Raw genomic sequence first — 25,198 nt, 5'->3', positions numbered from 1 at the left:
TTATGAGCATTTTAATTAATCTTAAATCAGGCGAAAACGTAAGTGTTAGCTGTTTTGGCGAAGTACTGTGGGATTGTTTTGATTCAGGTAAACGCTTAGGTGGCGCGCCACTTAATATGTGTGTGCGTATTAACTCACTTGGCATTAAAGCCGACATGATCAGCGCTGTTGGTAACGACGAGTTAGGCGCTGAGTTACTAGGCGAAATTACTAGCAAAGGCGTAAGCTGCGAATACATTGCTATTAATAGTGACAAAAAAACTAGCACGGTTGAGGTAACGCTCGACAGTGGTGGCTCTGCAAGTTATGAAATAGTGGCAGATACTGCGTGGGATAATATAGCGCTTACCGATGAGTTACTTAGTAAAGTTAAAAGTAGCGATGTATTTGTATTTGGCAGCCTAATTGGGCGAAGCGAAGCGTCTTTAGCAACGTTAAATCAACTAGTTGATGTAGCAAACTTTAAGGTATTTGACGTAAATCTACGTGCACCGCATTACAAGCTAGAAACACTTGTAGATTTAATGAATAAAGCAGACTTTATTAAGTTAAACGATGAAGAGCTATACGAAATTGCAAAAGCGATGGGTTGTAAGTTTCATTCGCTTGAACAAAATTTAGCGTTTATAGCACAGCAAACAAATACCGATTACTTATGTGTAACCAAAGGCAGCCACGGTGCTTTATTAACAATCAAAGGCGAAAATTTTTATAATTCAGGTTATTTAATTAGCGTAATTGACACTGTTGGCGCAGGGGATTCGTTTTTAGGTTCGTTAATTTATCAGCTTTGTAGCAACGACGACGCGCAATATGCCGTTGACTTTGCATGTGCCGTTGGAGCAATGGTCGCCGAAAGTTCTGGTGCAACACCTACTTTAACGCATCAACAAATTAGTGAGTTTATGAACCCACTTTAAAAAACATTGTGTGTGAAAGCGGTTATACGTAAAAGTTTAACCGCTTTTTTTGTGCCTAAAATAAGACGCAGGCGATAAGTGAGTGTTAAGTGCGCAGGTTGCGTAAATAGTGGCTTATATTGATTATTGTATTAGCTAAACGTCTTATTGTTTGAGGGTTAAAGCTTTGTTATCGTTCGTCGATTATTCACGGATTGAAAAGGCGGGGCGACACACAATGCGCTCTATAACTAAAATACAAAAAGAGAAACGTGCTTTATGATCATCTTTTTTATCTGCCTCACTATTTTAATACTGGGCTATAAGTTTTACAGCCCATTTGTTGAAAAACAAGCCGGTTTGGATTCAACTGCTGACACACCACAAAAACGCTTTAGCGAAGGTGTTGATTACGTAGCTATTCACCCTGTACGAGCATTTTTAATTCAGTTTTTAAACATTGCTGGCGTAGGTCCAATATTTGGCCCAATTTTAGGTGCTTTATATGGACCCGTTGCACTAGTATGGATTGTACTTGGTAATGTTTTAGGTGGCGCTGTACACGACTTCTTCTCAGGTGTAATGAGTATAAAAGAAGACGGTAAAAGCCTACCAGAAATCGCAGGTCATTATTACAACGTCGTATTTAAAGGCTTTATGCTAGTATTTACTGCCATGCTACTGTTTTTTGTAGGTGTAGTATTTATTATGAGCCCTGCAGGTTTGCTAAGTAACCTTGATTTTTTTGAAGGTACAATACTGGCAAACAACACCTTTTGGGTACTTGCTATTTTAGCGTATTACTTTTTAGCGACCTTGCTACCAATTGATAAAATTATCACTAAGTTTTACCCAATTTTTGGTGCGCTAATGATTGTAATGACAGTGGCAATTGCTATTTCATTACTTATTAATGCGCCGCACTTACCGGTACCAAGTGACTTTTTAGCTTACTTTGAAGCTGACCACGCACATGACTTTTTAGAGCCAAACCCAGATGGACTACCAACATGGCCACTGTTATTTATAACAATTACCTGTGGTGCTATTAGTGGTTTTCACTCTACTCAAGCGCCTATTATTGCGCGTTGTTTAACTAACGAAAAATACGTACGTCCAGTTTATTACGGCGCTATGATGTGTGAAGGTATTGTAGGTTGTGTATGGGCACTTGCTGGTATTGCAGCGTTCCCAGATGGTTACGCGGGCTTAAAAGCATTGCTTGACCAAGGTGGTCCAGGCTTAGTTGTTAACCATGTAGCTAACAGTTACTTAGGCGTATTTGGCGGTATAATGGCAATTATTGCAGTAGCCGTATTCCCAATTACTTCTGGTGATACAGCGTTCCGCTCACTACGTTTAACAGTTGTTGATGCGTTTAATATTCCACAAAGTTTACGTAATCGCTTATTAGTGGCGGTGCCTATACTTGCTATAGCGTACTTTATGACTAAGCTCGATTTCTCATTAATTTGGCGCTACTTTGCATTTTCAAACATGCTGCTTTCTACAAGCGTATTATGGCTTGCTACTAAGTACTTGTTTGACCGTGGTACATTCCATTGGATTGCCAGTGTTCCTGCTGTTATAGCAACAGCGGTAACGGTTTCTTATATTGGCACTGCGACAATTGGTCTTAACTTATCAAGCGATTTAGGTAAACCTATTGGCGCTGTAGTAACAGTGATTGGCTTAATTGTTTTAGCTATTGTGCACTCTAAGCATAAAGTTAAACCAACAGCGGTTTAATAATCACATAAGTTATTTCAAGCATTAAAAAAGCGAGCTATTGATTATCAATAGCTCGCTTTTTTTGTGTACTAAATTTAGGTATTACTGAGTTGCAAGTTCAAAGTAACTATTATCATCGAGCGTTTTGCTTATCATCATAGCGCCCTCAAGCAGGCTCACTGTTTGAATAGCTGCTTGAGCGGGGTTAGGCTCACCATTAGTTAAGTGTGCAGCGCTAAGCCATGTTAGGTTTTGATTAAAAAAGCGTTTTACTTCAAGGCGTACTTTATCTGGAAGGCTATCGCTTTCGGCTCCTAGTAAACCACATAAACACATTTTTTTATCGGTTACTAATGCACGTCTAAAAAGCTGTGTGTACACATCAATAGGATTTTTACCGTTTGCTTTAAGTTCGTTTGGCTCGCCTAAAGCTGCTAAAAAAGAATCAGTATATTGATGAGCAAGCTCTGCACCTAAATCGGCCTTAGTCGGAAAGTGATAGTGCACACTGGCGCTTTTAATGCCGACTTCGCAGGCTAGCTCTCTAAAACTAAAATTACTGTACCCGCCAAGTCGCACCTTGTTTTCAGCGGCTTTTAATAAAGCTTCTTTTTTACTCATTTTTAATATTTCCTATCTGCAGTAATACCAGTTTTTTTAAAAACATGATCATTGTATCGCATTAAATAACTCACTAACTGCGTTAAAAATTATTCATACAGAACAACTGCATGTCATGATTTTCGCCTTGTTATTGCGCTATTTTCTTAGCGCAACAATAGAACACTTATTTAATGCAATTGGTACAGCAAAATTATCGACCAGTAGGTAGTTATTTACAAGTGTTTTTACTTTTAAGCAACTCCCTAATTTTATTATGAATTAAGTTAAATCCCATAAATCAGAAAAATTTAAACGTTGACTTAAATTTAGTTTAATATTATAAATTACCTATCAGTAGGTAGGTAGCTGCCATTAACTCACTTTTAAACAATAAAGATAGAGATTGCTATGAAAATTTATGATGTAGAAAACTTTCCAAATCCACTTCGCGTTCGTATCGCTTTAGCTGAAAAAAATGCCACTTCAAATGTTGAGTTTGTACCTGTTGATTTATTAAATGGTGAACACAGAACAAAAGCCTTTTTAGCTAAAAATCCATTAGCAGGTGTACCCGTATTAGAGCTAGATGACGGCACGTTTATATCAGAAAGTACCGCTATTACTGAGTATATTGATACCGCATTTGAAGGCACATCTTTAATGGGTGAAACCGCAAAAGAGCGTGCAGTAATTAACATGATGCAAAAGCGTGCAGAATCTATGGTGCTTGACGCTGTGGCAACTTACTTTCATCATGCAACTGATGGCTTAGGTCCTGAGCTTGAAATATATCAAAATGTGGCTTGGGGTGAAAAACAAGGCGAAAAAGCGCGCCAAGGGTTTAGCTATTTTAATGATGTACTAGCGCAATCGGCGTTTGTTGGCGGCGAGCAGTTTAGTATTGCTGATATTACATTGTATGCTGGGCTGGTATTTGCTGGATTTGCACAAATAGTAATCCCAAATGAGCTTACCCATTTAGTTGCATGGCAAGAAAAAGTAGCAAAACGCCCAAGTGTTGCAGCTTAATTAGGTTATTAATTTAAAATTTAAGTGAAGTTACGCTTAGGAGCCAAACATGAAAATAGCTGCCGATTTTAGTAAACGAGTTGTGGTACATAGCGAATCGCTCCCGTGGGTTGCATCGCCAATGGCGGGCGTTGATAGGCGAGCGCTCGATAGAGTGGGCGACGAAGTTGCTCGCGCAACGACCATTGTTCGTTATGCACCTGGCAGTGAGTTTTCGCCGCATGTACATACAGGCGGTGAAGAGTTTGTTGTGCTTGAAGGGGGATTTCAAGATGAGCATGGTGACTTTGCGGCAGGTTCTTATATCCGTAATCCACCGCAATCAAAGCATAAGCCGGGGTCTGAAAATGGCTGCGTTATATTTGTAAAGTTATGGCAGTTTCAACCAGATGATCGAACGCACGTGCGTTTGCAAACAAATTTGATGCAAAGTACGGTGCATCCTAGTTTTAAAAATGTTGCCGTAACCCCTTTATACAAAGACGACTTTGAAGAGGTAAGCTTGTTGCACTTTAAGCCCAACGCCTGCATGGTTATAAGCGCAAAAGGTGGAGCTGAGCTGCTAGTACTTGAAGGCTCATTTGATGAGCAAGCCGATACCCTTGTAAAAAACAGTTGGTTAAGAGTACCTGTTAATAGCTCCGTTAACGTTAAAGCGGGAAGTAATGGTGCAAAAGTATGGCTTAAAACGGGTCATTTAACTGATGTAGAAAACCAGATATCTCGCGTACAAAATGCGTGATTGAGTCGTTTATTTGAGATTGTTTATTGATCTAGTTCAGGACTAATTAATTTTAGAAGGTGTACTTTTACCGCTCAGCCTATTTAAGGAGAGCAGTAATGGTACACACAACACATGGTTTATCGATTGGTCTTGAACGTGCAGGAAGAGAGTTTTTTTTAAAACTTAAAGCCGTTGGTACGCTTACTCACGACGACTACAAAATAATTACCCCAATGATAAATTCAGCTCTTGGCGAAGTTAAGCACCCAGTTGTAAACGCCTTAATAGATGGTAGCGAACTTGAAGGTTGGGAATTACGCGCAGCGTGGGACGACCTCAAGTTAGGTGTTAAGCACTCTAAAGAATTTAAAAAAGTAGCTATTTACGGTAATAAAGAGTGGCAAGCTCGAATGGCTAAAATAGGTAACTGGTTCATATCGGGTGAGGTTCAATACTTTGAAAATGCTACCGCAGCCATAGATTGGCTAGATGAATAGCTTTATTGAAAACTTAAATTAAAGCACTCTTTTAGAGTGCTTTTTTGCTCTATGGGTAACATTGTTAGGTAGTTACATTCGGTTTATTTCAATTGTTAACACTGCTGTATTAAAATACACTAATTATTATTGAGCAAACTACACATTATAAAAACAATGAAACAAGTACTTACCTTTATTACATTCCTGATATTTTCTACATCGATACATGCAAAAGACAGCACCATATTTACGCCCGTAAGCGATTTATTTTTAGCTGTATCTAACTTTGATCACGCAAAAATGCGCGCGGCTGTTGATGATTCATTCCTGCTTTTAGAGCACGGAGAAGTGTGGACTATTGATGACTTTGTAAATGTTGTTAAGCCCGCTGATTACATACGAACAAATTAATTTAGTGTTATAAATTCGCGTGTAGAAGGAGATGTTGCTTTTATTAATTACTGGAATAAAGCCAATATTAAAAACACCGAAAGAAGTATTGATATTTATTGGTTAGAAAGCGTTGTTGTATCAAAAGTGGGCGATAAATGGTTGTTATCGCAAATGCACTCTACTCGGTTACCTCAAGATGAAATACCTAAAGGTGTCACCTTTATAAAGCAACAGATATAACTCTGATTTAAAGCCCCGTAATATGGGGCTTTAATCATTTAAAGTACATCAGCCAGTACAGGTAATGCCGGAAATGCCCCTTTTGCTAAACACGCTTTAGAACCACATTTAAGAGCAAAGTGCAGGGCGTCTTTTACGCTCGCTTTATCATTTAGTTTATCTGCTAGTGGTAAATCACTTCCTAAGTTATTTAAGTAGTATAAAACCCCCGCTATAAATGCATCCCCTGCGCTTGTTGTATCTACGGCGTTTATTTTTGGTGCAGATTCGTTAAGTGTAAATGCGCTGTGGTAAACCTTGGCAGGCTCTGGCCCATCGGTTAAAAACACCAGTTTTACTCCGGTATTTAATAGCGTTTGAATGTAATCATCGCTCGTTGTATCACTATGCTGAGCTAAAAAATTAAGCTCATCACGCGAGAGTTTTACTATGTCACAATAGGTGTAACAAGCTTTTACATTGCTTGCTATATCGCTTGTGTTTTCCCACAAGCTGTAGCGTAAATTTACATCAAAACTGACGAGCTTATTATTCGCTTTTGCAAGTTCTAGCGCTTTAACTGTTGTGTTGGCAATTGCTGATTCGGTTAATGTGTTTGAACAAAAGTGTAGTGTGCTTATTTCTTGCCAATTTATATGCGTTAAATGCGCCGGGGTTAATAGTACATCGGCTGTGTTATGGCGATAAAAGCCAAAACTACGCTCGCCGGTTTCATCAAGGCTTACTATAACCATAGCGGTTTGTGAGCCTGCAATGGTAAATAAATAGTCTGTATTTACATTGTATTGCGCTAATGCATTACTTAATTGATTGGCAAAATGATCGTCCCCTCTACCACCACAAAATGAAGCTTCACCTCCGAGTTTTGCATAGCCAACAGCTACATTGGCAGGTGCGCCACCTGGTATAGGTAAATAGGCAGAGTTATTAGCATCTTGTGGCAGCATATCAATTAATAGCTCGCCTAAGCACAGAAGTTTGGTCATTTGGAATATCCTAAAAAGCCTAGCAAGGCTAGGCTAAAAAACGTGAAGGGTGTTAATTATTCATTCTTTAAAAGGCGCTACAGTGATTACTCACTGCAGCGCAATACACACATTTAGTTAAAAGCGTATTTTAAAGTTACCGACGTTGTGCGGCCGTTAATAGCACGGGCACGAATAATGTTGTTTTCAGGTACTGAGCCTTCTTCGGCTTCTGTAATACCTACTGTATCGAAGAGGTTATTTACATTAAGGGCAATGTTAAGGTTTTCAGATAAGTCATAACTTACAAAGCCATTTACTTGTGTGTAACCGTCAAGTTTAAGGTCGTTATTATCTTGTGCATATGCATCGGTAGTACCAATAAAGCTAAGGCCAGCAGAGCCTTGCTCATAGTTATAACGTGCCATTAATGAATAAATTAAATCAGCTTGACGACGCGGTGTATTACCTACTACCTCAGGAGCAAGTGCGTCTTTGGCTATTTCTGCGTCGGTCCAGGTTAAATTACCACGGAAATCCCATGCATCAATAAAGTAAGTAGATTCTATTTCGATCCCTTTTGCTTCGTATTCACGGTCAAAAAATGTTTGTGATGTTGCTTCAAAGTTTTGCTCTTCAGTTTCGGCAAAAAACGCAGTAGCAAACACTGATAATGAATCAAAGCGCTTTTTAACACCAAACTCAAATTGGTTCACTTCATCAACAGCGTCTTCTTTTGCAACAGAGCCGTCGGCGCGTACTTTACCAAATAAAAGTCGGTCGGCGTTTGCTCGCCCGCCCTTACTTATACGTGCAAACGTGGCAAGGCTTGGGTCAATTTGGTAATTAGCACCAATTGAATAAGACGAATAGTTCCAGTCATAGTTTACTGGGCTTGCGTTTGCAGTATCAATTCCAGCAACATTTTGTTCCGGCACAGAGATCACACCGTCGCGGTTCATATCTACTGTTGAAGTCACTGCACCTGCGTATGTTCCGCGAGCTTCACCGCTATCGTAGCGAGCACTTGCATCAATACTGACATCACCTAGCTTAGTCGAAAATGCTACGTAAGGGGCGCGAGTATCGTATTCTGTATCGTAATCACGTTGACAACAGTTACCAAATGCACTGTAGGCGTATAAACCGTTTTCAGATAACTCAGTGCCATCGGCACCTGTTACATTTAATAATGCAGCATTGTCACCCTTGAGCTCCATTACGTAAGAATTCCATAACCACGACATAGCAATGTTTTGCGTAGATGCATAGTAACCAAATGTAAGGCTGGTATCATCGTCGAACGATTTAGTTAATTTAAAGTCATTAACTATAGAGCCGAAGTCATTCATTGTGACATCAAATGTCACCATCTTCATTGCTAAACCATCGTTAAACGCTTCACCGGTGTTCGCGTTACTCAAGGTTGCACCTGCGCCACCAATGCTTTCAGCTATTGATGTTGCACTACCGACTTGTTCTGTGAAAGGTGAATTAAAGTTACCGCTAATTGATGACTTACGGAAACGGTTTTCAATACGCCAATCGTTATCTAAATCAAATACAGCTTCAAAACCAACAGAGTCAACCTTTGGATTCATACCATCACGGATATCGCCGCTGCTAATTTGGTTTTCACCATTTAAGCGCACTGTTTTAGTAAATAACGCTGAGTGAGGGGTGTCTGACTGCGCATCAAAGCCAGCAATAGAGTCACCATTTGAGTACATTGGCATAGGAAGGTAGCCAACACTCTTATCGTCTAAGTGTTTGTAATAAAGGCGAACGTAGCCATTTTCAAAATCTTTTGTAAGGTTAGCTTTAATTTGGCCACCTTTATTAGACGTGTAACCTGTTTCGCGCGGGCCTTCGCCTTGTCGAACAAAACCACCAACATGAAAACGCACGCTATCGGTTAAGTAAGTGCCGTATTCAAAGTCTGTACGAACGCTGTCGTAATCTAAGCCTAGTGTTGTAGACACACTGCCAGATTCGTTTTCGCCATTTTTAGAGATAAAGTTAATAATGCCACCAGGTGCATTACTTGCTGCAGTAGATGCTGAGCCACCACGAATCGATTCAATTGTTTGCACCGTATTATCTAATCGCATAAAAATATCAGAATTACCAAAAGCGATGTCACCGTATTGCATTACAGGTAACCCATCTTCTTGTAATTGTAGAAATTTAGCACCGCCTGATGCTACAGGTAAACCACGAACAGCAATATTTGCATTACCTTCGCCACCTGTCGATTCTGCACGAATACCAGGAATGATTCTAAAAGCCTCGGCTGTTGAGCGAGGAGTAGACACCTGAACTTGTTCAAGTGATACGCTACTAACTGAAACGCTTGAAGCCATGATTGTTGTTCGACGTGGTACGCCGGTTACAACTATTGTTTCAAGACCTTTGTTTTGTGATGCTTCAGGTGTTGCTTGGTCTGTTTCTTGTGCGTTAACGCCTTGACTTACGGCAAGTGCTAAAGCGCTGATTAAATATAAAGGTGTATTGTGTGTTGTCATGTGAACGCCTCGTTGTGTTGATCCCAGTAGGATTTGTTATTTTCACTTAATCGATTAAGTAAAAATAACAAATATTTTACAATAAGCAAATCATTTTGTGTTTAATTTGTTCTTTTATTATTCATATTTTGATTTTTAAGGTGTTTTTATTGTATTGAAATACAAGTTTATTAAGCTGTTGGGTTACTTTCTTGTAAAGCACTCATTGATGGGTCGCGTAAATAATTGAACAACATAGCTACAAATAAAATCACGGCAAACCCTGTTGCTAAGTAAAAGCCATAGCGCACATGGCCAAAGTAATCGCTGATCATACCCATAAATAAAGGAGCTAAAGCAGCCGATAATGCGGTAAAAAACAATATAACGCCGGCTACGGCTCCATGGCGCTCAGCAGGGAAACACGATATACCTTTAGAGTTTAAAGTTGGATAAACCATAGACATAAATAAACCTGAAAGAGGTAGTAACCCTACAGCCCAGTCAACACCACCAATAAGTGTACCCACATAACAAAGCGCAATGCCTAAGCTTAAATAAGCCATAACACCTTGCCAGCTATAACGGTTTAGTAACCATACGGCAATAAAGCGACCTGCAGCACGTAGTATAAAAAATATAGTAAGTGCATAAGTGGCAAGGAGCGGCCAAGAGCCTGTGTAGTCTTTTAATAGCGTTGGCATCCATACATAAATAGCCACTTCAGTCGCTACATACAGTGCAATGGCTAAAGAAAAGCCAAGTGCATAAGGGTTTTTTACCATTTTCAGGGTAGTGGCAAGCGAAGCAGGCTTTTCAGTTGTTTTAACCACGTCAGGGTAGTCTGCGCGCCATGCTAATAAAGCAAGTATTAAACACATTACGCCCGCAGTAATATACAGGTATGTCCAACTTACGTTTTGCACTAATAAAACACCAACTAGGGCAGGGCCTACAATAGCGCCAATGCCAAAAAATCCCTCAACCTTGTTCATGGTTTTAGTATGGTCGTCGTTACTATGTGAAATATCGCCAAGCAATGCCAGTGCGCCGGTTTTAAATAAACCAATGGCCAGACCTATGCAGCAAAGCAATACTAAAAAGAAGGTAAAACTGGTGCTAAATGCAAATAAAAAACAACTAGCAGAAAATATTAATAAACCCAGCATAATGGTTTTTTTACGGCCAAGGCTGTCAGCTAAAAAGCCTAAAAATAATCCACTAAAGGCTATTAATGCCATGGGAGCGTAATGAAATGCACTAGCTTGAGTCATGCTCAAACCGAAGTCCTTTATAAGTTCGGGGATTATCATGCCGACTGCGTCAGAGGTCATGGCAAACATAAAAAACATCATATATGTAAGCCAGCGTATTTGTTGCAGTGGGCCGCTGCTTACGTGTGTGTGTGATTTTGTCATGTGTTTATTCCTCGTTAAATTCTCTATTAACACTTCGTAAGTCAGTCAGTTGCTTACTGTAGTATTACGTGAGCCACGAAATTTGTATGTAAAATTATTAAAAATTACTTGTAAATTTTTACTCGCTAGTTAAAGATATATCTTAATCGATTAAGTTTCAACATGGTAATCACACAATGATGAAGAATAAAGTTCAATTGATCACATATGCTGATCGAATCACTGGCCAAAATATAGGCGCGCTAACCACACTTTTAAACGGTCCTTTAAAAGGCGTATTTGGTGGTGTGCACTTATTGCCATTTTACAATCCTATTGATGGCAGCGATGCTGGCTTTGACCCTATTGATCATAGTGAAGTTGATTCTAGAATAGGCACTTGGGAAGACATACAAGTATTAGGTAAAGATCTCGACTTAATGGCAGACCTAATTGTTAACCATGTATCGGCGCAGTCTTTTCAGTTTCAAGATGTATTAGCTAAAGGTAAGCAATCAGAATTTTGGGATTTATTTTTAACCAAAGAAGATGTATTTCCAAATGGTATGAGCGAAGCTGAGCAAAAAGCAATTTACCGCCCACGCCCAGGTAGCTGTTTTACGCCAATGCATTGTGGCGACGGCCAAATGTATGATTTTTGGACCACTTTTACCGACAATCAAATCGATATAAACGTAAAAGTAGAAGCCGGTGTTGCGTATTTAAATAACGTACTTACTAAATTTTCGGCTAACAATGTAAATATTATTCGTTTAGATGCGGCGGGCTACGCCATTAAGCAAGCGGGCACTAATTGCTTTATGCTTGATGAAACATTTGGTTACCTAGATAACTTATCTAAGCAAGCAAACGATTTAGGCATGGAAACCATTGCAGAAATACATAGCCATTATCAAACTCAGGTAGAAGTGGCAAAACGTGTAAATATGGTTTACGACTTTGCGTTACCACCACTTATTTTACACAGCTTATTTAACAACGATGTAGATGCACTGCTCAAATGGTTACAAATTTCGCCACGTAATTGCTTAACTGTACTTGATACACATGACGGTATTGGCATTATTGACGCAGGTCCAATGGGCGACAAACCAGGGCTATTAAATGCACAGCAGATTGATAACCTAGTCGAAACAATGCACGCCAACAGTAACAACCAAAGCCGCCAAGCTACGGGCGCTGCGGCGAGTAATGTCGACTTATATCAAGTTAACTGTACGTACTACAACGCATTAGGCGCTAAAGACTTTGATTACTTACTGTCGCGTGCAATTCAATTTTTTGCACCAGGTGTACCACAAGTGTATTACGGCGGCCTATTTGCTTGCGAAAACGATATGGAATTACTGACAAATACAAATGTTGGCCGTGATATTAACCGCCCATATTTAGATGCAAATATAATCGATAAAGCCTTAAATAAGCCTGTAGTAAAAGGTTTAATTGAATTAATTAAAATTCGCAATTCACACCCTGCATTTGCAGGTGAGTTTAGTGCGCAAGGTGAAGGCAGTATGTGTTGTTTATCGTGGCAACTAGGTGAGCAAACTATTTCACTTACTGTTGATTTTAAATTACGCCATGCACTGATTACGCAGGTAAACGGTGATGAAGAAACAACGATTAACTTAAATTCATTTTTAGCTTAATGCTATAAAAGTAATTTACAAACGCCATGTAAAGCAAAAGCCAAGCTACTTAAGCTTGGCTTTTTAACACATAAAACAATTACAAGGCTTGTAAGCTAACTACTGGCACCAATCTCTAATTCGTAACTGACTTCCTGAGTTTTTTCTTCTTTAGAAATAAATAATTCAGCGGCTATAACGCCTTTTTCTTGGCTGTTTTGATGAATGGTGGTGAGGCGAGGTACAAACCGGGCTGCTTCATCAATACCATCAAAGCCTACAATACGCAGTTCTTTACCTATTTTTATGCCTTGTTTTATTGCTTCTCGCATTGTGGCAAGGGCAATTAAATCACTCATACAAATTATAACGTTAGGACGAGGGGAGGCACTTAAAACTTCTTTAGCAGCAATAATTGCAAAACGTTCGCTACTTTCAGGAATGTTCCAAATACGATCGTCAGCTACCGTAATATTTGCCTCGCTTAAAGCACGTTGATAACCACGTAAACGTTGATGCGAAATAGATTGTCCGGTTTCAAATTCGTGATGCTCATACACCCGGCACAATACGTTTTCATCAAGTAATCTAAGGCCTAATATAGCCACTTTATCGTTTTGATTATGCAGTACGTGTTTAGCTATTTCGTAACTTGCTTGCTCGTTATTAATATTTACAGAGGCATTGCGAGCAATATCAAAATCAATTGTCACTACATGTTTAGACACAGTTTTTAACTGCTCAACTAACGCGTTATTACGAGGGCGGCCATAACAAATAAAGCCATCTACAAAGTCGACTATGTTATTAAGGGTATCGCTATTACCTGAAAACAATAAAACATTAATGCCGTTTTTTTCAAGCACTGAGGTAACACCGCGCATAAAGCTACTAGCTACAGGGTCCGACACCATGTATTCCACACTATCGGGCAGTACTAAAGCGACAATATTAAATGTGCCATTACGCAATGATTGCGCGGCCTTATTAGGCCCGTAATAGCCCAAAGTTTTACACGCTGCAAGAATATCTTCTCGGCGTTTAGCCGATAGCTGATCAGGGCGATTAAACGCATTAGAAACCGTAGCATTAGACACACCTAATTCTAGAGCGATACTTTTTAAGGTCCAGTGGGCCGGTTTTCTCATGAGTTATGATTATCCTTTAAAAAGACTGTGCTTAAATTAATAGAGATAGTATAAAATCAAATAATAGTTATAGCTATAAACTGGCATGAAGTATGATGACTTAATACTTTCATTTTATTTTTTAACCTCGGCCCACTGGGCTTTTAGCCAGCGGCTTAGGGTAATAATATCGGTTTGTTTTGCTCGCGATTTTTTATATACAAAATAAAATTTACAGCCGGTTTCAACTCCATGCAGTGGCAACTTAACTAAGTGGTTATCGTGCTGTGAGGCAATAAAAAACGCATCAATAAGCGTAATACCTAAATTATAACGCGCAGCTTCTGCGGCCAGTATAACGTGACTAAAGTGATTAACTCTTACGTTTTTAGGTAGCTCAAAGCCGCCGCTTTTACACCATTGCTGCCAGTCATTGGTGCTACGTTGCTCTGACTCATCATACTGCACCGACAACAGCGGGTGCTTCCATAATTCATTGGGCAGCGATTGATTTTTTAATTGCTGCCACATGCCTTTGCCACAAGCAGGGTAAAGCTTTTCTGCAAATAAAAATAAGCTGACAAACTCACCTTTAGGTGGCGTTGTGGTAATAAAACAATCGGCAACACGGTCGCTAAAATCCGCCTCATCTACAATCATATTTAAAGTTAAGTCGATATCTGGCGAGTCATGTTTAAAGCTTTCTAATCGCGGTATTAACCACTTAACAGCTAATGAGCTATAAAGTGCTAAACGAAGATGCCCAGGCTCGCCGTAACGTATTTTTTGTGTGGCAGAGGCTAAACTGGTTAATGAATGACTCACTTCTTGATAGTAACGATTGCCCGCGTCGGTTAACGAAAAGCTACGACCACTGCGGTTAAATAGCGGCTCGTTTAAATATTGCTCTAGTAATTTAACCTGATGGCTCACGGCACTTTGCGTCACATTTAGATGTTCTGCTGCTTTAGAAAAACTATTTAATCGCGCTACAGATTCAAAACACTGAACAGCACGTAATGGGGGTAATTTCATTATTAGTTAAACTCATACTAAAAGTATTTTAATCATTATACATAATTAAACGAATTGCTCTATGCTAGCGTTTTTAATTTGCGGGCACGGAGTAACAATGCAAAAAATATCGGTTGGCTTAGGCATGACATTACTTGTGGTGGGTAATATTATTGCGGTTTTTTCTGATGCTATAATCAAAACTTTACCAGCAGAAAGCCCCACGTTTCAGTTTGTATTTATGCGCCAACTTACCGCAGTATTAATTTTGCTCCCGTTTTGTTTGTCGGCGAATAAAAAACATTTATTTGCCGGTTTAAAATGGCATGCGGTACGCGGACATGTATGGTTATTTGGTATTATATTTATGGTGTTTGCGCTAAAAGCTTTACCGCTTGCAACCGCTAACGCTATTTTTTATGCAGCGCCTTTATTAATGCTGCCTTTAGCAGTAATGATATTTCGTGAACAGCTAACAAAAAGCAGCATAGCTGTGGCTGTTATTGGCTTTATAGGGGTACTTATTGTTATTCAGCCTACCGACATTAATTGGGCGGCTATATTTGCACTTGTAGTCGCAATTACACTGGCAATAAATAATGTACTAATACGAAAGTTACCTAAACACCATAGTATTATGCAAACTTTGTTACTTACCAATTTAGTAGGTATGCCTGTGGGATTAGGTTTGGCGCTGTGGGAAAACGAGCCATGGCATTGGGCCGCACTTATTACTGCGTTTGGCTCTACACTGTTTATTTTAATTTATGCGGGAATTTGCGTGTATGTTTATAGCAAAATCGAATCGAGCCAAGTTGCTAGCGCTGAATATAGTGGCTTAGTGGCAGCTGTCGTTGTTGGGTTATTTTGGTTTGGCGAAGTACCTACACTTGGCTTAATAATTGGCGCATCGTTAATTATTTTACCCTTAGTATGGTTGGCTAACGTACAAAAAAACAAACAGCGATTGGTTAAACGTCAACTCACAAAATAAACTACTGCGCGTGGTGTGCACTGCGCAGTAGTAAATAGTCGTTTAAGCCAAATAAACAAATATAAGTTAATTAGAGCTTATATTACTTTTGTAAACCAAACGGGTCGTCAATACTGTGGCTAGGCTCGGTAAACCATTTTGCACCACTGTCGGTCATATAAAAATGATCTTCTAAGCGCACCCCAAATTCATCCGGTATAACCAGCATTGGCTCGTTACTAAAACACATGCCAGCGGCTAGTGGCGTTTTATTACCGCCTACCAAATAAGGCCATTCGTGAATATCTAAACCAATGCCGTGGCCTGTACGGTGCGGGCAACCAGGTGTTTGATAATCAGGGCCTAAACCTTGCTCAGCTAAGTAGCTGCGCGCAGCTGTATCTACGTCTTCACATGGCACGCCAATTTTTGCTGCATTGAAAGCTGCAATTTGTGCTGCTTTTTCATTATTCCAAAATTGACGTTGGCGATCAGTTGCTTCACCAAACACATAAGTGCGGGTAATATCAGATAAGTAATCATGTACTTTACAGCCAGTATCAATAAGTACCATGTCGCCTTTTTTGAGGATTTGCGGATCTTTTACCCCATGCGGAAATGACGTTGCAAGCCCAAATAACACGATACAAAAGTAGTTACCCGGCGCGCCTACTTTTTGATGCGCTAGCTTTATAAACTCTTCAACTTCAGTGGTACTAATACCCTCGTGCAGCATGCTTGCCGTAGCTTGGTGAACCACTAAGGTCATATCCATAGCGCGTTGCATTAATGCCAGCTCATTGGCTGATTTATGCATTCTACAATGTGCTGTAACAGGTTGAGCATTCACTAAATTTAAGCCCGTTTGCGCTTTATTAATACCATCAAAAATAAAGAACTGCGCGCTTTCGTCAATACCAATAGTGCCATTAGCCGCAATACCCATTTCCGTTAATATATTAACAAATAACTGATATGGGTTTTGATGCTCTTGCCAACCACGGATTGGCCCGTCAATTACTTTAAAACCATTGAGTGAGCCAATTTCAAAATAAGGAGCTATGTATTGCACTTCACCTTTAGCAGGCAAAATTGCGCCAACTAAACGCTCACTTGCATACCAACGCATACCGGTAAAATAGGCGAGGTTAGTACCTGCATTTAAATAAATGGCATCAATGCCATTGTTTTGCATATACGTTTGCGCTTTGGCTATACGAGATAAATATTCTGCCGGTTGAATAGGGGTTAAATCGCTGGTCATATTGCTTAAGCTAGCGAGTGCTTGTTCTTTGGTTTGGGTGCCAATACCAATTGTGGTCATAATGATCTCCTCTTTTATGCGGCTATTGTGCTTGTGCGGCAGGTTAACTGCAAGTTGCTTGCGGTAAAACTTTGTAATCTGAGCATGTATTTAATAAAGCCAATGCGCTATATTAATCTAAGTGCTAGGCAGTTTGATTGCTGCGTATGTTGTTAGTAAACTATAAAAATAAAAACAAAGGTGGGTGTATGGCTCTGTTGTGGTTGGGGGTTTTATTTATAATAATTGGCACTTTGCCATTTGTACGCTGGTTAAAATGTAAAGTAAGTAAACGCCACTGGCGGGTTTGTGTGGTAGAACAAATAACTGCCGTGGCAAATAATCAAATAACAGCACCCGAAATGTTGCATCAGCCAACTATGCTAGTGAGTTTTCGTTTTGATGGGCAGGTGCACAGTGTATTAGTGGAATATCGTGAAAAAATGTTTACCCGTTTTAAACAAGGTAAAACCTGCACACTGTTAGTTGACAAAAATAACCCGCAGCAGGTTTATAATAACGCAATACTTTGGCAAAGCTACGGATTAGTATGGTTATTAGCCGGTATTAGTTTATGTGCTTTTAGTTATTTCAGCTTGATTTAAATCCTCTCGTTATCCCTTAATAGCGTTTAAGTGCAGCGCTTTTGAGGGAGCTTACCATGCGTTTTATTACTCTGTTTACTCTTCTTTTATTTCATCCTAACACTCGTTTTACAGCTACCAGATTAATTTTACAGTTGCGCAGATAATCAAAAAACTCGTCATTAGTTTAATTATTGCGCGGTGGTTTTTCACGCTGAAATGTAAGTAAGTGGGTTCATTGTTTTCTCTGTGTTTTTGTTATGTTTGCTTTGAGTTTTTCTTTGTTAATCAATGGTTTGTGACCCATGTAAAATATTATACTATCGCTGTTTGCTATATTGAATAACCCCCAGTGGTTGGATAAAATCCTTTTCAAATTGGTTATTACTGATCACAGCTCATTTACTACGAGTTATCGTAGCTGATCATTATTAGCGCCAAAATAGTTAGCTTAAAGTTAACGGCTTTATGCCTTTAATTTTTACTGACACAAAGTTAACTAAAAACTCCATCTTTAAAAGTAACTAATTTCGTATTTGTAGCTAGCAACCAGCACTGCTTAGCTAAATTACGGCTGCATTTTAATTAAATAGCGCTGCAAATACATTTAATGTAACCCCACAACGACTATGGTAAACATGAAATATAACAAACGAATTAAACCCTCTTTATCACTACTTTCAATATGATGCGAAGCTACAATGAGTGTTCACGCAGCAGAGCGCCCCGCTGGTTTATCGGATGAAGATATTGCATACGTTAAACAGTTAATTAATAATGAAATGCAAGCTCAGGATGAGGCTAAAGCTAAGCAAGAATTGGATAATGGGTTTGAATTTAATGGGTATTTTCGCTCAGGTACAAACACCATTATAGGGAGTGGCAGTAAAAATAATGGCTCTTGTTATTCACTAAACTACCCTAAAAATGATGGGGTTTATTATCGCTTAGGTAACGAATGCAGAGACTACAGCGAGTTTCAGCTGACTAAAAAACAGCAGCTAAATGGGGTTAATTTTAAAGCCGTATTTATGATGGACTTTGCCGGGGATTCAAGAGATCCAACCGCAACGGAGGAGTGGTCTAGACGCTCAAGGCAGCTTTATGTAGAAACAGACAACTTACTCGATAATGGTACGCTATGGATTGGCCGCAGATATTATTACGATAAGGCCGTTGGTAGCGTACATATATTAGATTACAAACATATGCAAAGCTCGGGTAACGGCGTGGGTGTGTCCGACATTACGGTAAATGAAACCGATAAGCTGCATCTTGCTGCCATCACTTATGGTGGCGAGGGCGAACTTACAGGTAACAAAGCCACTGCAGATACTAACTATCAAAACTTTATGGCCGACGTACGCTATGAAATGGATGTAGGCGATGCGGGTAAAGTGGTATTTGCACTGCAAAACTTATTTGTAAATGATGCAATTGATGAAACAGGGCTTACCGATGGCAGAACGTTTACAGTGCAATGGCAAAAGCAGTTAGGCAATGTTGATCAAAAAACAGTGATTCAATATGGTACCGGCGCCATGGCGCAAAACCCAGGCGCTGCCGGTACTGATGGCGGAAGCTTTGATTATGCGGCAGATAGCAGCTCAAGTGGCTTTCGTATTTTTAATAATGGCTTAATTGATATTACTGAAAAATTTAAACTAGATTACATGGTAATGTACGAAAAATCATCTGATTACCACACCCTAAAAAGTGTTGGTGTGCGCCCGCATTATTCAATATCGCCACATTGGAGTGTGCTTGGTGAGTTGGGTTATAACGCTTATCAAACCAAAACAAACGGCATTGAAAATGATGAGCAAACACTTATGAAATATGCGCTAGCATTACAAGCAACAGCCGACTCTACCGAATATTGGTCGCGTCCATCATTACGCTTTTATCTAAGTAACTTTGATTGGAACAAGGCTGCTGGGCAAGAATCTGGGTTAAGTGTTGCAGGCAAAGAGGGCGACGAAAGTGCCTTAGTTGCAGGCGCTCAGGTTGAAATTTGGTTTTAATACGCAGTATTAATGCGCCATAAAAAATACAATAAAATAAGTTTCGTAGGCGTATTTAGTGCCTACGAAACGTTAATTAACCTCGCTATAAAATTAATCTAAACCACCACTTAATGGTTTTTCTTGGCAATGTTTGCTGGTGGTACGCCATAGGCTTGCTTAAATAATCGGCTAAAATGGCTAGGGCAATTAAAACCCAGCTCATAACACGCTTGGCTAACCGTGCGCCCCTGTAACAATTTACTATAGGCTTTTTTAAGCCTAAGTTGCTGTTGCCACAGTGATGGGCTCGTACCAAACGCCAACTTAAATTGTTGATAAAACTTGCTGCGACTCATACAGGCAATTTTACACAGCCTCTCTATATCCAATGCTTCATTTAAGTGCTCTTCTATGTATTGCAACGCATTATTTACCGGTGTTTTAAGCTGCGGATTATTGCCGTGTTTTAGCAATAAATCTCGACTTTGCTGCTGTAGCAAACGGGTAATAAGCTCGTTTAACGATAAGTCGATTAAATAACCTCGCTGCTCGTCGGGCTCACTAAATAAATGCACCATACGCGCTAAAAGTTGTTGGGTTTGGCTATTGTGCTGGCTATGTACCAGCTGTGGTGTATAGGCAAATAAGTCATCGCTGGCAAAGCGTTGCTCAATATTGAGTGCATTAGCCACCTGCGTTATTTTGTCTGTGCTTATTTCAATAGCAAGGCAGGTAGTAGGCGCGTTTAAAGATGCTTGTTCAAAGTCAATTAATACCCCTTGCTCTGGTGCTAATACAAAGGATTCGTGAGGTAAAAATGCCTTATGATATTGGCAGCTCTCTACATGCATTACCTTTTTACCACTAAGCATGGCGCAAAAAAGTAATTCTTTTGAATGCAAAGCTACTTTTTGCGCATTTTCATAAGTATCGTAAATACTTAGCTCGCTATTATCGGCAGCAAAGGTCACTTTATTTTCAATTAGCACCTTTAATTGCTGACGTTGCTTATTTAATTGCGGAGTATGCATTTTAATCCCTTTTAAATCTGGACTCATAGACAACTTTTGTGGACAGCAATACATGCTTTTAAGTGTTTGATAGTCTAATGTCAATCAATGCTGATTAATTATAAAACAGCACTTGATTAAATATAAAGCAAAAAGACTTATTTAATAGCTCGACTTTTAGCTAATAACAACAAGAGAGTGTCACTATGATTTATGCAAATCCAGGCGAAAAAGATGCACTAATTACCTTTAAAGCGCAATACGAAAACTACATTGGTGGAGAATGGGTAAAGCCAGTAAACGGCCAGTACTTTGAAAATATTAGCCCTGTAAACGGCAAAGTGTTTTGCAAAGTAGCGCGCTCCGACAAAGACGACATTGAGCTTGCGCTCGACAAAGCCCATGCAGTAAAAGCGCAGTGGGGCACTACATCGGTTACCGATCGTAGTAACGTATTACTAAAAATAGCCGACCGTATTGAACAAAACTTAGAGTTACTTGCAGTTGCCGAAACGTGGGACAACGGCAAAGCAATTCGCGAAACACTCGCGGCCGATATTCCACTAGCCGCCGATCACTTTCGTTATTTTGCAGGTTGCCTGCGCTCACAAGAGGGCGGTATTAGTGAAATTGATGAAACTACCGTTGCCTATCATTTTAATGAACCGTTAGGTGTAGTTGGGCAAATAATTCCGTGGAACTTCCCAATACTAATGGCAGCGTGGAAGCTAGCCCCAGCCTTAGCTGCGGGTAACTGTGTAATACTAAAACCAGCAGAGCAAACCCCTGCCTCTATTTTAGTGTTAATGGAAGTGATTGGCGACTTACTGCCAGCGGGCGTACTCAACGTAGTTAATGGCTTTGGTAAAGAAGCAGGTGAAGCCCTGGCTACCAACACCCGTATTGCTAAAATCGCCTTTACGGGGTCTACCCCAGTGGGTTCACATATTTTAAAATGCGCCGCCGAAAACATAATTCCATCAACGGTAGAGCTAGGTGGTAAGTCACCCAATATTTTCTTTAGCGATGTAATGGACAAAGACGACGCTTTTTTATCTAAAGCAATAGAGGGCGCAATATTGGCCTACTTTAACCAAGGTGAAGTATGTACTTGCCCATCGCGACTATTTATTCAAGAAGATATTTACGAGCAATTTATTGAACGCATTTTACAGCGTACAGCACAAATTAAACGCGGTAACCCGCTAGATACCGAAACCATGGTAGGTGCGCAGGCGTCTAAAGCGCAATTTGATAAAATATTAAGCTACATCGAAATTGGTAAAAAAGAAGGCGCCGAAGTACTTACTGGTGGCAACGTAGAGCAGTTAAGCGATGATCTTAACGGCGGATATTACATTCAGCCTACGCTATTAAAAGGCACCAACGACATGCGGGTATTCCAAGAAGAGATTTTTGGCCCGGTTATTTCAATGTCGACCTTTAAAGACGAAGCCGAAGCGTTGGCACTTGCCAATAGCTCTGAGTTTGGACTAGGCGCCGGTGTATGGAGCCGCAACATGAACCAAGCGTATCGTATGGGGCGTAAAATTGAGGCAGGCCGTGTATGGACTAACTGTTACCACATGTATCCGGCTCATGCCGCGTTTGGCGGCTATAAAAAATCAGGTATTGGTCGCGAAAACCACAAACTCGCACTGGGTCACTACCAACAAACTAAAAACCTATTAGTAAGCTACAGCGAAGATCCGCTCGGCTTCTTTTAATTTTAAGTACAAAGTTTAAATAAACAACCGTTAAGTAATGACAGCGCTGCATATTTGCAGCGCTTTTTTGTACATTGGTTTAATGAATTTAAAATGACTCAACGCGTTATCGCTCTTAGCACCAATCGTGTTTTTTGCATGTTTTTATTATATATGTGTTCTTTTTTCAGTGTTAAAAAAGGGTGTTTCATACAAGCTAAATTTATAACTAATAACTGTATAAATTGGCAATAGTTGCGGCTTTGTCGGATAACATTATTAAAAGTCGTTCTGAGGTATTTAAACAAGGGCAATTTTATAACACACGTAATTACTTGTTTAAATTAGAGTTGTTTGATGGAATTATTAAGCAATGTAATATACGCCGTTTTGGGGTGTTATAACCCCCCATAGTGGTGTTCAATAAGCTGTTATGCGCCTCTACGACGACAATCTGTCGCCCAGATGTCGTAAGCTAAAGAATAACGAGTACAAGGAAACAATATGCCAAATTTTGACCAAGGCTTTGAAACCACTCGCCTTACTATGCTTGCCAAGCAATATCCTGAGATTGTGAAAGCAACCGGTGAAGTGATTTTCTGTGCGGAAGATAATGAAGATCGCTTGAGCATCACTCGTTGGAAGATTGAAGACGACATTTTTGAGGAGGCCACTGAATCAGGGTTCAAAGTACACCTGATTGAATTGCTTGATAATTTTATCGAGTATCGGGGGCAGTTTAATGAGCTACCGAAAAAGGAAGGTGTCGTACGTTTTGGTGATGGTTGCCTGAATATTGAATGGCTTCCAGATGGCTCTACGGAGCTTTCTTAATGGATGCATTATTTAATGATTACGCAACGATCTTGAGAGATCTTAATATTAACTCATTCAACCTTGAGGAGGACAAATACTCTGGTGTTTTTTTACCGGTTCCATTTGATGAGTACTGGAGTTCAAATCTAAAAATTATGTTGGTTGGTCGGGAGACTGCCGGATGGAATACTGATAGCAACAAGAATAAGATTAATCGTGTCGCTGATTTTGTCGAAAAAGATAAAGTTTGCGAGCTTGTGTGTGAAGCAACTGAGCGTTATAAAAAACATCTTCTGGTGAGCAAGGGTGGAAAAGTTATTACAAAAACGCGAAGTCGCTTTAAGCAATATTTTTTCCGGCTGGCGAAGGAGCTTGAAGTTGATCCCAAATCCATTATCTATGCAAACTTGTTTGCGTGGGACTACAACAAGAAAAGCCCTAGAACACGCCCGAAAAATGAGCTCGAAGAAATAACGTCAATATCAAAAAAGTTGCTTGCAATACAGATCATACACTTTAAGCCAGATGTTGTAATTTTTGCGGCTGGCTTCGCTGGTATTGATCCAGCAATAAAAAAATTATTCAATGATAACTTTGGTGGCTATCGAAATAAAGAAGTGATTTCTAGAAAGTTCTGGGAGTTTGAGGCAGCCGATGCCATATGCTTTAGAATTGCCCACCCCAGAGCAACGCATGGGCATGGTGAGTTTCGCGAGAAGGTAATTCATAGGATTAAAGCTTGTGCGGCAGGTTAATAATTCGCATAACAAAGCATTGCAGCGGACATGCCGCTGAATGCGGCGTTGAGGCTGTAGAATTACTCTTTTTAGGAACGTATCCAACTATTCTTGGTTGGTTGCTTTTTAATCTTGAATCCATCTGTTTGCTGTGATCTAATAGATATTATTCACCTATGGTAAACCGTAATGGTTCTTTCTTTGGGTGAGAAGTCAAGCCTGACTTACCCTGTCAAAATAAATTCATTCCTATCAATTTCGCTGAGCAGATTCTGCCTGGCACCTTTGAGTATGCCCTTTGTTATATTGTCGAAAAAAGAAGAATTAATCAGGCACCCATCTTAAACTTTGCACTTTTTGATGCCTAGATTTTAATAGGCTAAATAAAGTGGGTGTCATCATAATTTGGTGCCCTGACATAAATAAAAATTATTCGTAAAAGTGACCTATTAATAAAAGATAGATGCTGTATTTGTATGGCAGATTTAGTTGCATAGTGTTGTTTGATTTATTAAGGTGACTGCCTAGTTTGTGTGATTCAGGTGGCTGTTTAGCTTATATGATTCTTAATTTATTCAGCACCTTAAGTAGAGGGAAATATGTTTTTTGAATCTTGGAGTGAAATAGCGCGCATTGTCACCACAACTTTGATTATTTATCCCTTTTTAATCCTAGCGACGCACTTAGTGGGTAAACGCCCATTTGCCAAAATGAACAACTTTGACTGGATAATCACCGTAGCAGCGGGCTTCATCTTAGGTTCAGCTATTTTATTGAAAGACGTAGTCATAGTTGAGGTTTTAGTTGCGGTTAGCCTGCTCCTCTTTTTACAGTATTTACTCACTTGGATGAGCGCCCATTTTTCGACCTTCGACAAAGTAGTAAAAACCTCTCCACAATTAGTTTTTTTCGACGGTGAATATATAGAGGCCGCTATGAAAGATGCTCGACTCACAAGCACTGAAGTGGAAGCAAGTGTTAGAAAAGCCGGTTTTGGTGATTTAAGCACAGTTATGGCGGTGGTTTTCGAGGCCGACGGTGAGTTAAGTATTGTGCCGAAAAGTGAAAACTATGCTCAACTGATTATGAAGTTACGAAATCCTCGGGATTAATTGGACAATTTTTAGCGGCCGATGATTACCATAAATCGCGTAACTTAATTGGTATGGCTTTTTTACTGTATCAGACACATTGCTCACCTACTAAATAAGGTTGGACGATTCTTAAGTTTTTAACTTAGGTGTCAGGTATGTATTTACACATGTACCTTAAATCGCTTTTTTAGTATTGTTAATGAACAATAACGTAA

The 25,198-nt window shown here is 39.7% G+C and carries 22 protein-coding genes; 14 read left to right on the top strand and 8 right to left on the bottom strand.

Annotated elements, in window-relative coordinates; translation table 11 throughout:
- The first annotated feature begins 2 nt into the window (after positions 1 to 2).
- Complete coding sequence (locus GQR53_RS09470; protein ID WP_165743780.1) at positions 3 to 920, top strand: carbohydrate kinase; 918 nt, start codon at positions 3 to 5, stop codon at positions 918 to 920.
- A 258-nt stretch (positions 921 to 1,178) separates the two neighbouring features.
- Positions 1,179 to 2,648 carry a carbon starvation protein A gene (locus GQR53_RS09465; RefSeq protein WP_165743779.1) on the top strand — a complete coding sequence of 490 codons (1,470 nt, stop codon included), beginning with the start codon at positions 1,179 to 1,181 and terminating at the stop codon, positions 2,646 to 2,648.
- Between the two features lie 84 nt (positions 2,649 to 2,732).
- On the opposite strand, the gene GQR53_RS09460 is transcribed toward GQR53_RS09465, so the two are convergent.
- On the bottom strand, positions 2,733 to 3,251 hold the full coding sequence (locus tag GQR53_RS09460) for a TetR/AcrR family transcriptional regulator (protein WP_165743778.1): 519 nt from the start codon (positions 3,249 to 3,251) through the stop codon (positions 2,733 to 2,735).
- A 390-nt stretch (positions 3,252 to 3,641) separates the two neighbouring features.
- On the opposite strand from GQR53_RS09460, the gene GQR53_RS09455 reads away from it, so the two are divergent.
- The 4 genes from GQR53_RS09455 (at position 3,642) to GQR53_RS20865 (ending at position 5,876) form a co-directional block, all read left to right on the top strand.
- The gene (locus tag GQR53_RS09455) at positions 3,642 to 4,262 is read left to right on the top strand and encodes a glutathione S-transferase (protein ID WP_165743777.1); all 621 of its coding nucleotides are present in this window, start codon (positions 3,642 to 3,644) and stop codon (positions 4,260 to 4,262) included.
- 49 nt (positions 4,263 to 4,311) lie between these two features.
- Positions 4,312 to 5,004 (top strand): cupin domain-containing protein, encoded by a 693-nt coding sequence (locus GQR53_RS09450; RefSeq protein ID WP_165743776.1) that lies wholly within the window; start codon positions 4,312 to 4,314, stop codon positions 5,002 to 5,004.
- Between the two features lie 98 nt (positions 5,005 to 5,102).
- Positions 5,103 to 5,483, top strand: coding sequence for an STAS/SEC14 domain-containing protein (locus tag GQR53_RS09445; RefSeq protein WP_002960091.1), 381 nt, complete (start codon positions 5,103 to 5,105; stop codon positions 5,481 to 5,483).
- Between the two features lie 156 nt (positions 5,484 to 5,639).
- A complete protein-coding gene (locus GQR53_RS20865; RefSeq protein ID WP_231619874.1) occupies positions 5,640 to 5,876 on the top strand; it encodes a hypothetical protein in 237 nt (78 codons plus the stop codon).
- A gap of 260 nt (positions 5,877 to 6,136) precedes the next feature.
- Here the strand turns inward: GQR53_RS20865 and GQR53_RS09435 are convergent, their stop codons facing one another.
- The 3 genes from GQR53_RS09435 to GQR53_RS09425 form a co-directional block, all read right to left on the bottom strand.
- Positions 6,137 to 7,084 (bottom strand): carbohydrate kinase, encoded by a 948-nt coding sequence (locus GQR53_RS09435; protein WP_010553611.1) that lies wholly within the window; start codon positions 7,082 to 7,084, stop codon positions 6,137 to 6,139.
- Between the two features lie 113 nt (positions 7,085 to 7,197).
- The gene (locus GQR53_RS09430) at positions 7,198 to 9,588 is read right to left on the bottom strand and encodes a TonB-dependent receptor (protein ID WP_165743775.1); all 2,391 of its coding nucleotides are present in this window, start codon (positions 9,586 to 9,588) and stop codon (positions 7,198 to 7,200) included.
- Between the two features lie 170 nt (positions 9,589 to 9,758).
- Positions 9,759 to 10,985, bottom strand: a complete 1,227-nt coding sequence (locus tag GQR53_RS09425) for an MFS transporter (RefSeq protein WP_165743774.1) — start codon at positions 10,983 to 10,985, stop codon at positions 9,759 to 9,761.
- Positions 10,986 to 11,161: 176 nt separating this feature from the next.
- Here GQR53_RS09425 and gtfA point away from each other — a divergent pair, with 176 nt between their 5' ends.
- A complete protein-coding gene (gene gtfA / locus GQR53_RS09420; protein ID WP_165743773.1) occupies positions 11,162 to 12,634 on the top strand; it encodes a sucrose phosphorylase in 1,473 nt (490 codons plus the stop codon).
- A 95-nt stretch (positions 12,635 to 12,729) separates the two neighbouring features.
- Here gtfA and GQR53_RS09415 read toward each other — a convergent pair whose 3' ends face one another.
- Together GQR53_RS09415 and GQR53_RS09410 are read right to left on the bottom strand one after the other, a co-directional pair.
- Positions 12,730 to 13,761: a LacI family DNA-binding transcriptional regulator gene (locus tag GQR53_RS09415; RefSeq protein WP_165743772.1), complete on the bottom strand. Its 1,032-nt coding sequence runs from the start codon at positions 13,759 to 13,761 to the stop codon at positions 12,730 to 12,732.
- Between the two features lie 114 nt (positions 13,762 to 13,875).
- Entirely contained in the window at positions 13,876 to 14,775 is a 900-nt protein-coding gene (locus tag GQR53_RS09410; protein ID WP_165743771.1) for a LysR family transcriptional regulator, read from the bottom strand.
- Between the two features lie 97 nt (positions 14,776 to 14,872).
- Between GQR53_RS09410 and GQR53_RS09405 the strand changes: the two genes are divergently transcribed.
- Positions 14,873 to 15,748, top strand: coding sequence for a DMT family transporter (locus GQR53_RS09405; RefSeq protein WP_010553617.1), 876 nt, complete (start codon positions 14,873 to 14,875; stop codon positions 15,746 to 15,748).
- A gap of 82 nt (positions 15,749 to 15,830) precedes the next feature.
- Here the strand turns inward: GQR53_RS09405 and GQR53_RS09400 are convergent, their stop codons facing one another.
- The gene (locus GQR53_RS09400; protein WP_011329847.1) at positions 15,831 to 17,051 is read right to left on the bottom strand and encodes a Xaa-Pro peptidase family protein; all 1,221 of its coding nucleotides are present in this window, start codon (positions 17,049 to 17,051) and stop codon (positions 15,831 to 15,833) included.
- 188 nt (positions 17,052 to 17,239) lie between these two features.
- Here GQR53_RS09400 and GQR53_RS09395 point away from each other — a divergent pair, with 188 nt between their 5' ends.
- Together GQR53_RS09395 and GQR53_RS09390 are read left to right on the top strand one after the other, a co-directional pair.
- Positions 17,240 to 17,635, top strand: coding sequence for a hypothetical protein (locus tag GQR53_RS09395; RefSeq protein WP_033012968.1), 396 nt, complete (start codon positions 17,240 to 17,242; stop codon positions 17,633 to 17,635).
- Between the two features lie 680 nt (positions 17,636 to 18,315).
- Complete coding sequence (locus GQR53_RS09390) at positions 18,316 to 19,638, top strand: carbohydrate porin (protein WP_165743770.1); 1,323 nt, start codon at positions 18,316 to 18,318, stop codon at positions 19,636 to 19,638.
- A 110-nt stretch (positions 19,639 to 19,748) separates the two neighbouring features.
- Here GQR53_RS09390 and GQR53_RS09385 read toward each other — a convergent pair whose 3' ends face one another.
- On the bottom strand, positions 19,749 to 20,651 hold the full coding sequence (locus tag GQR53_RS09385) for an AraC family transcriptional regulator (protein WP_165743769.1): 903 nt from the start codon (positions 20,649 to 20,651) through the stop codon (positions 19,749 to 19,751).
- A gap of 185 nt (positions 20,652 to 20,836) precedes the next feature.
- On the opposite strand from GQR53_RS09385, the gene GQR53_RS09380 reads away from it, so the two are divergent.
- From GQR53_RS09380 to GQR53_RS09365, 4 genes are all read left to right on the top strand, one after another.
- Entirely contained in the window at positions 20,837 to 22,357 is a 1,521-nt protein-coding gene (locus GQR53_RS09380; RefSeq protein ID WP_011329851.1) for an aldehyde dehydrogenase family protein, read from the top strand.
- Between the two features lie 483 nt (positions 22,358 to 22,840).
- Entirely contained in the window at positions 22,841 to 23,170 is a 330-nt protein-coding gene (locus GQR53_RS09375) for a hypothetical protein (RefSeq protein ID WP_165743768.1), read from the top strand.
- Complete coding sequence (locus tag GQR53_RS09370; protein WP_165743767.1) at positions 23,170 to 23,907, top strand: hypothetical protein; 738 nt, start codon at positions 23,170 to 23,172, stop codon at positions 23,905 to 23,907. Before GQR53_RS09375 ends, GQR53_RS09370 begins: the two co-directional genes overlap by 1 nt.
- 581 nt (positions 23,908 to 24,488) lie before the next feature.
- The gene (locus GQR53_RS09365; RefSeq protein ID WP_165743766.1) at positions 24,489 to 25,001 is read left to right on the top strand and encodes a YetF domain-containing protein; all 513 of its coding nucleotides are present in this window, start codon (positions 24,489 to 24,491) and stop codon (positions 24,999 to 25,001) included.
- Positions 25,002 to 25,198 lie beyond the last annotated feature (197 nt).

It is taken from the genome of Pseudoalteromonas sp. Z9A6 (genome assembly GCF_011378805.1).
GTDB classification, from domain to species: Bacteria; Pseudomonadota; Gammaproteobacteria; order Enterobacterales; family Alteromonadaceae; genus Pseudoalteromonas; species Pseudoalteromonas distincta.
This window is presented reverse-complemented; position numbering and strand designations above follow the sequence as displayed.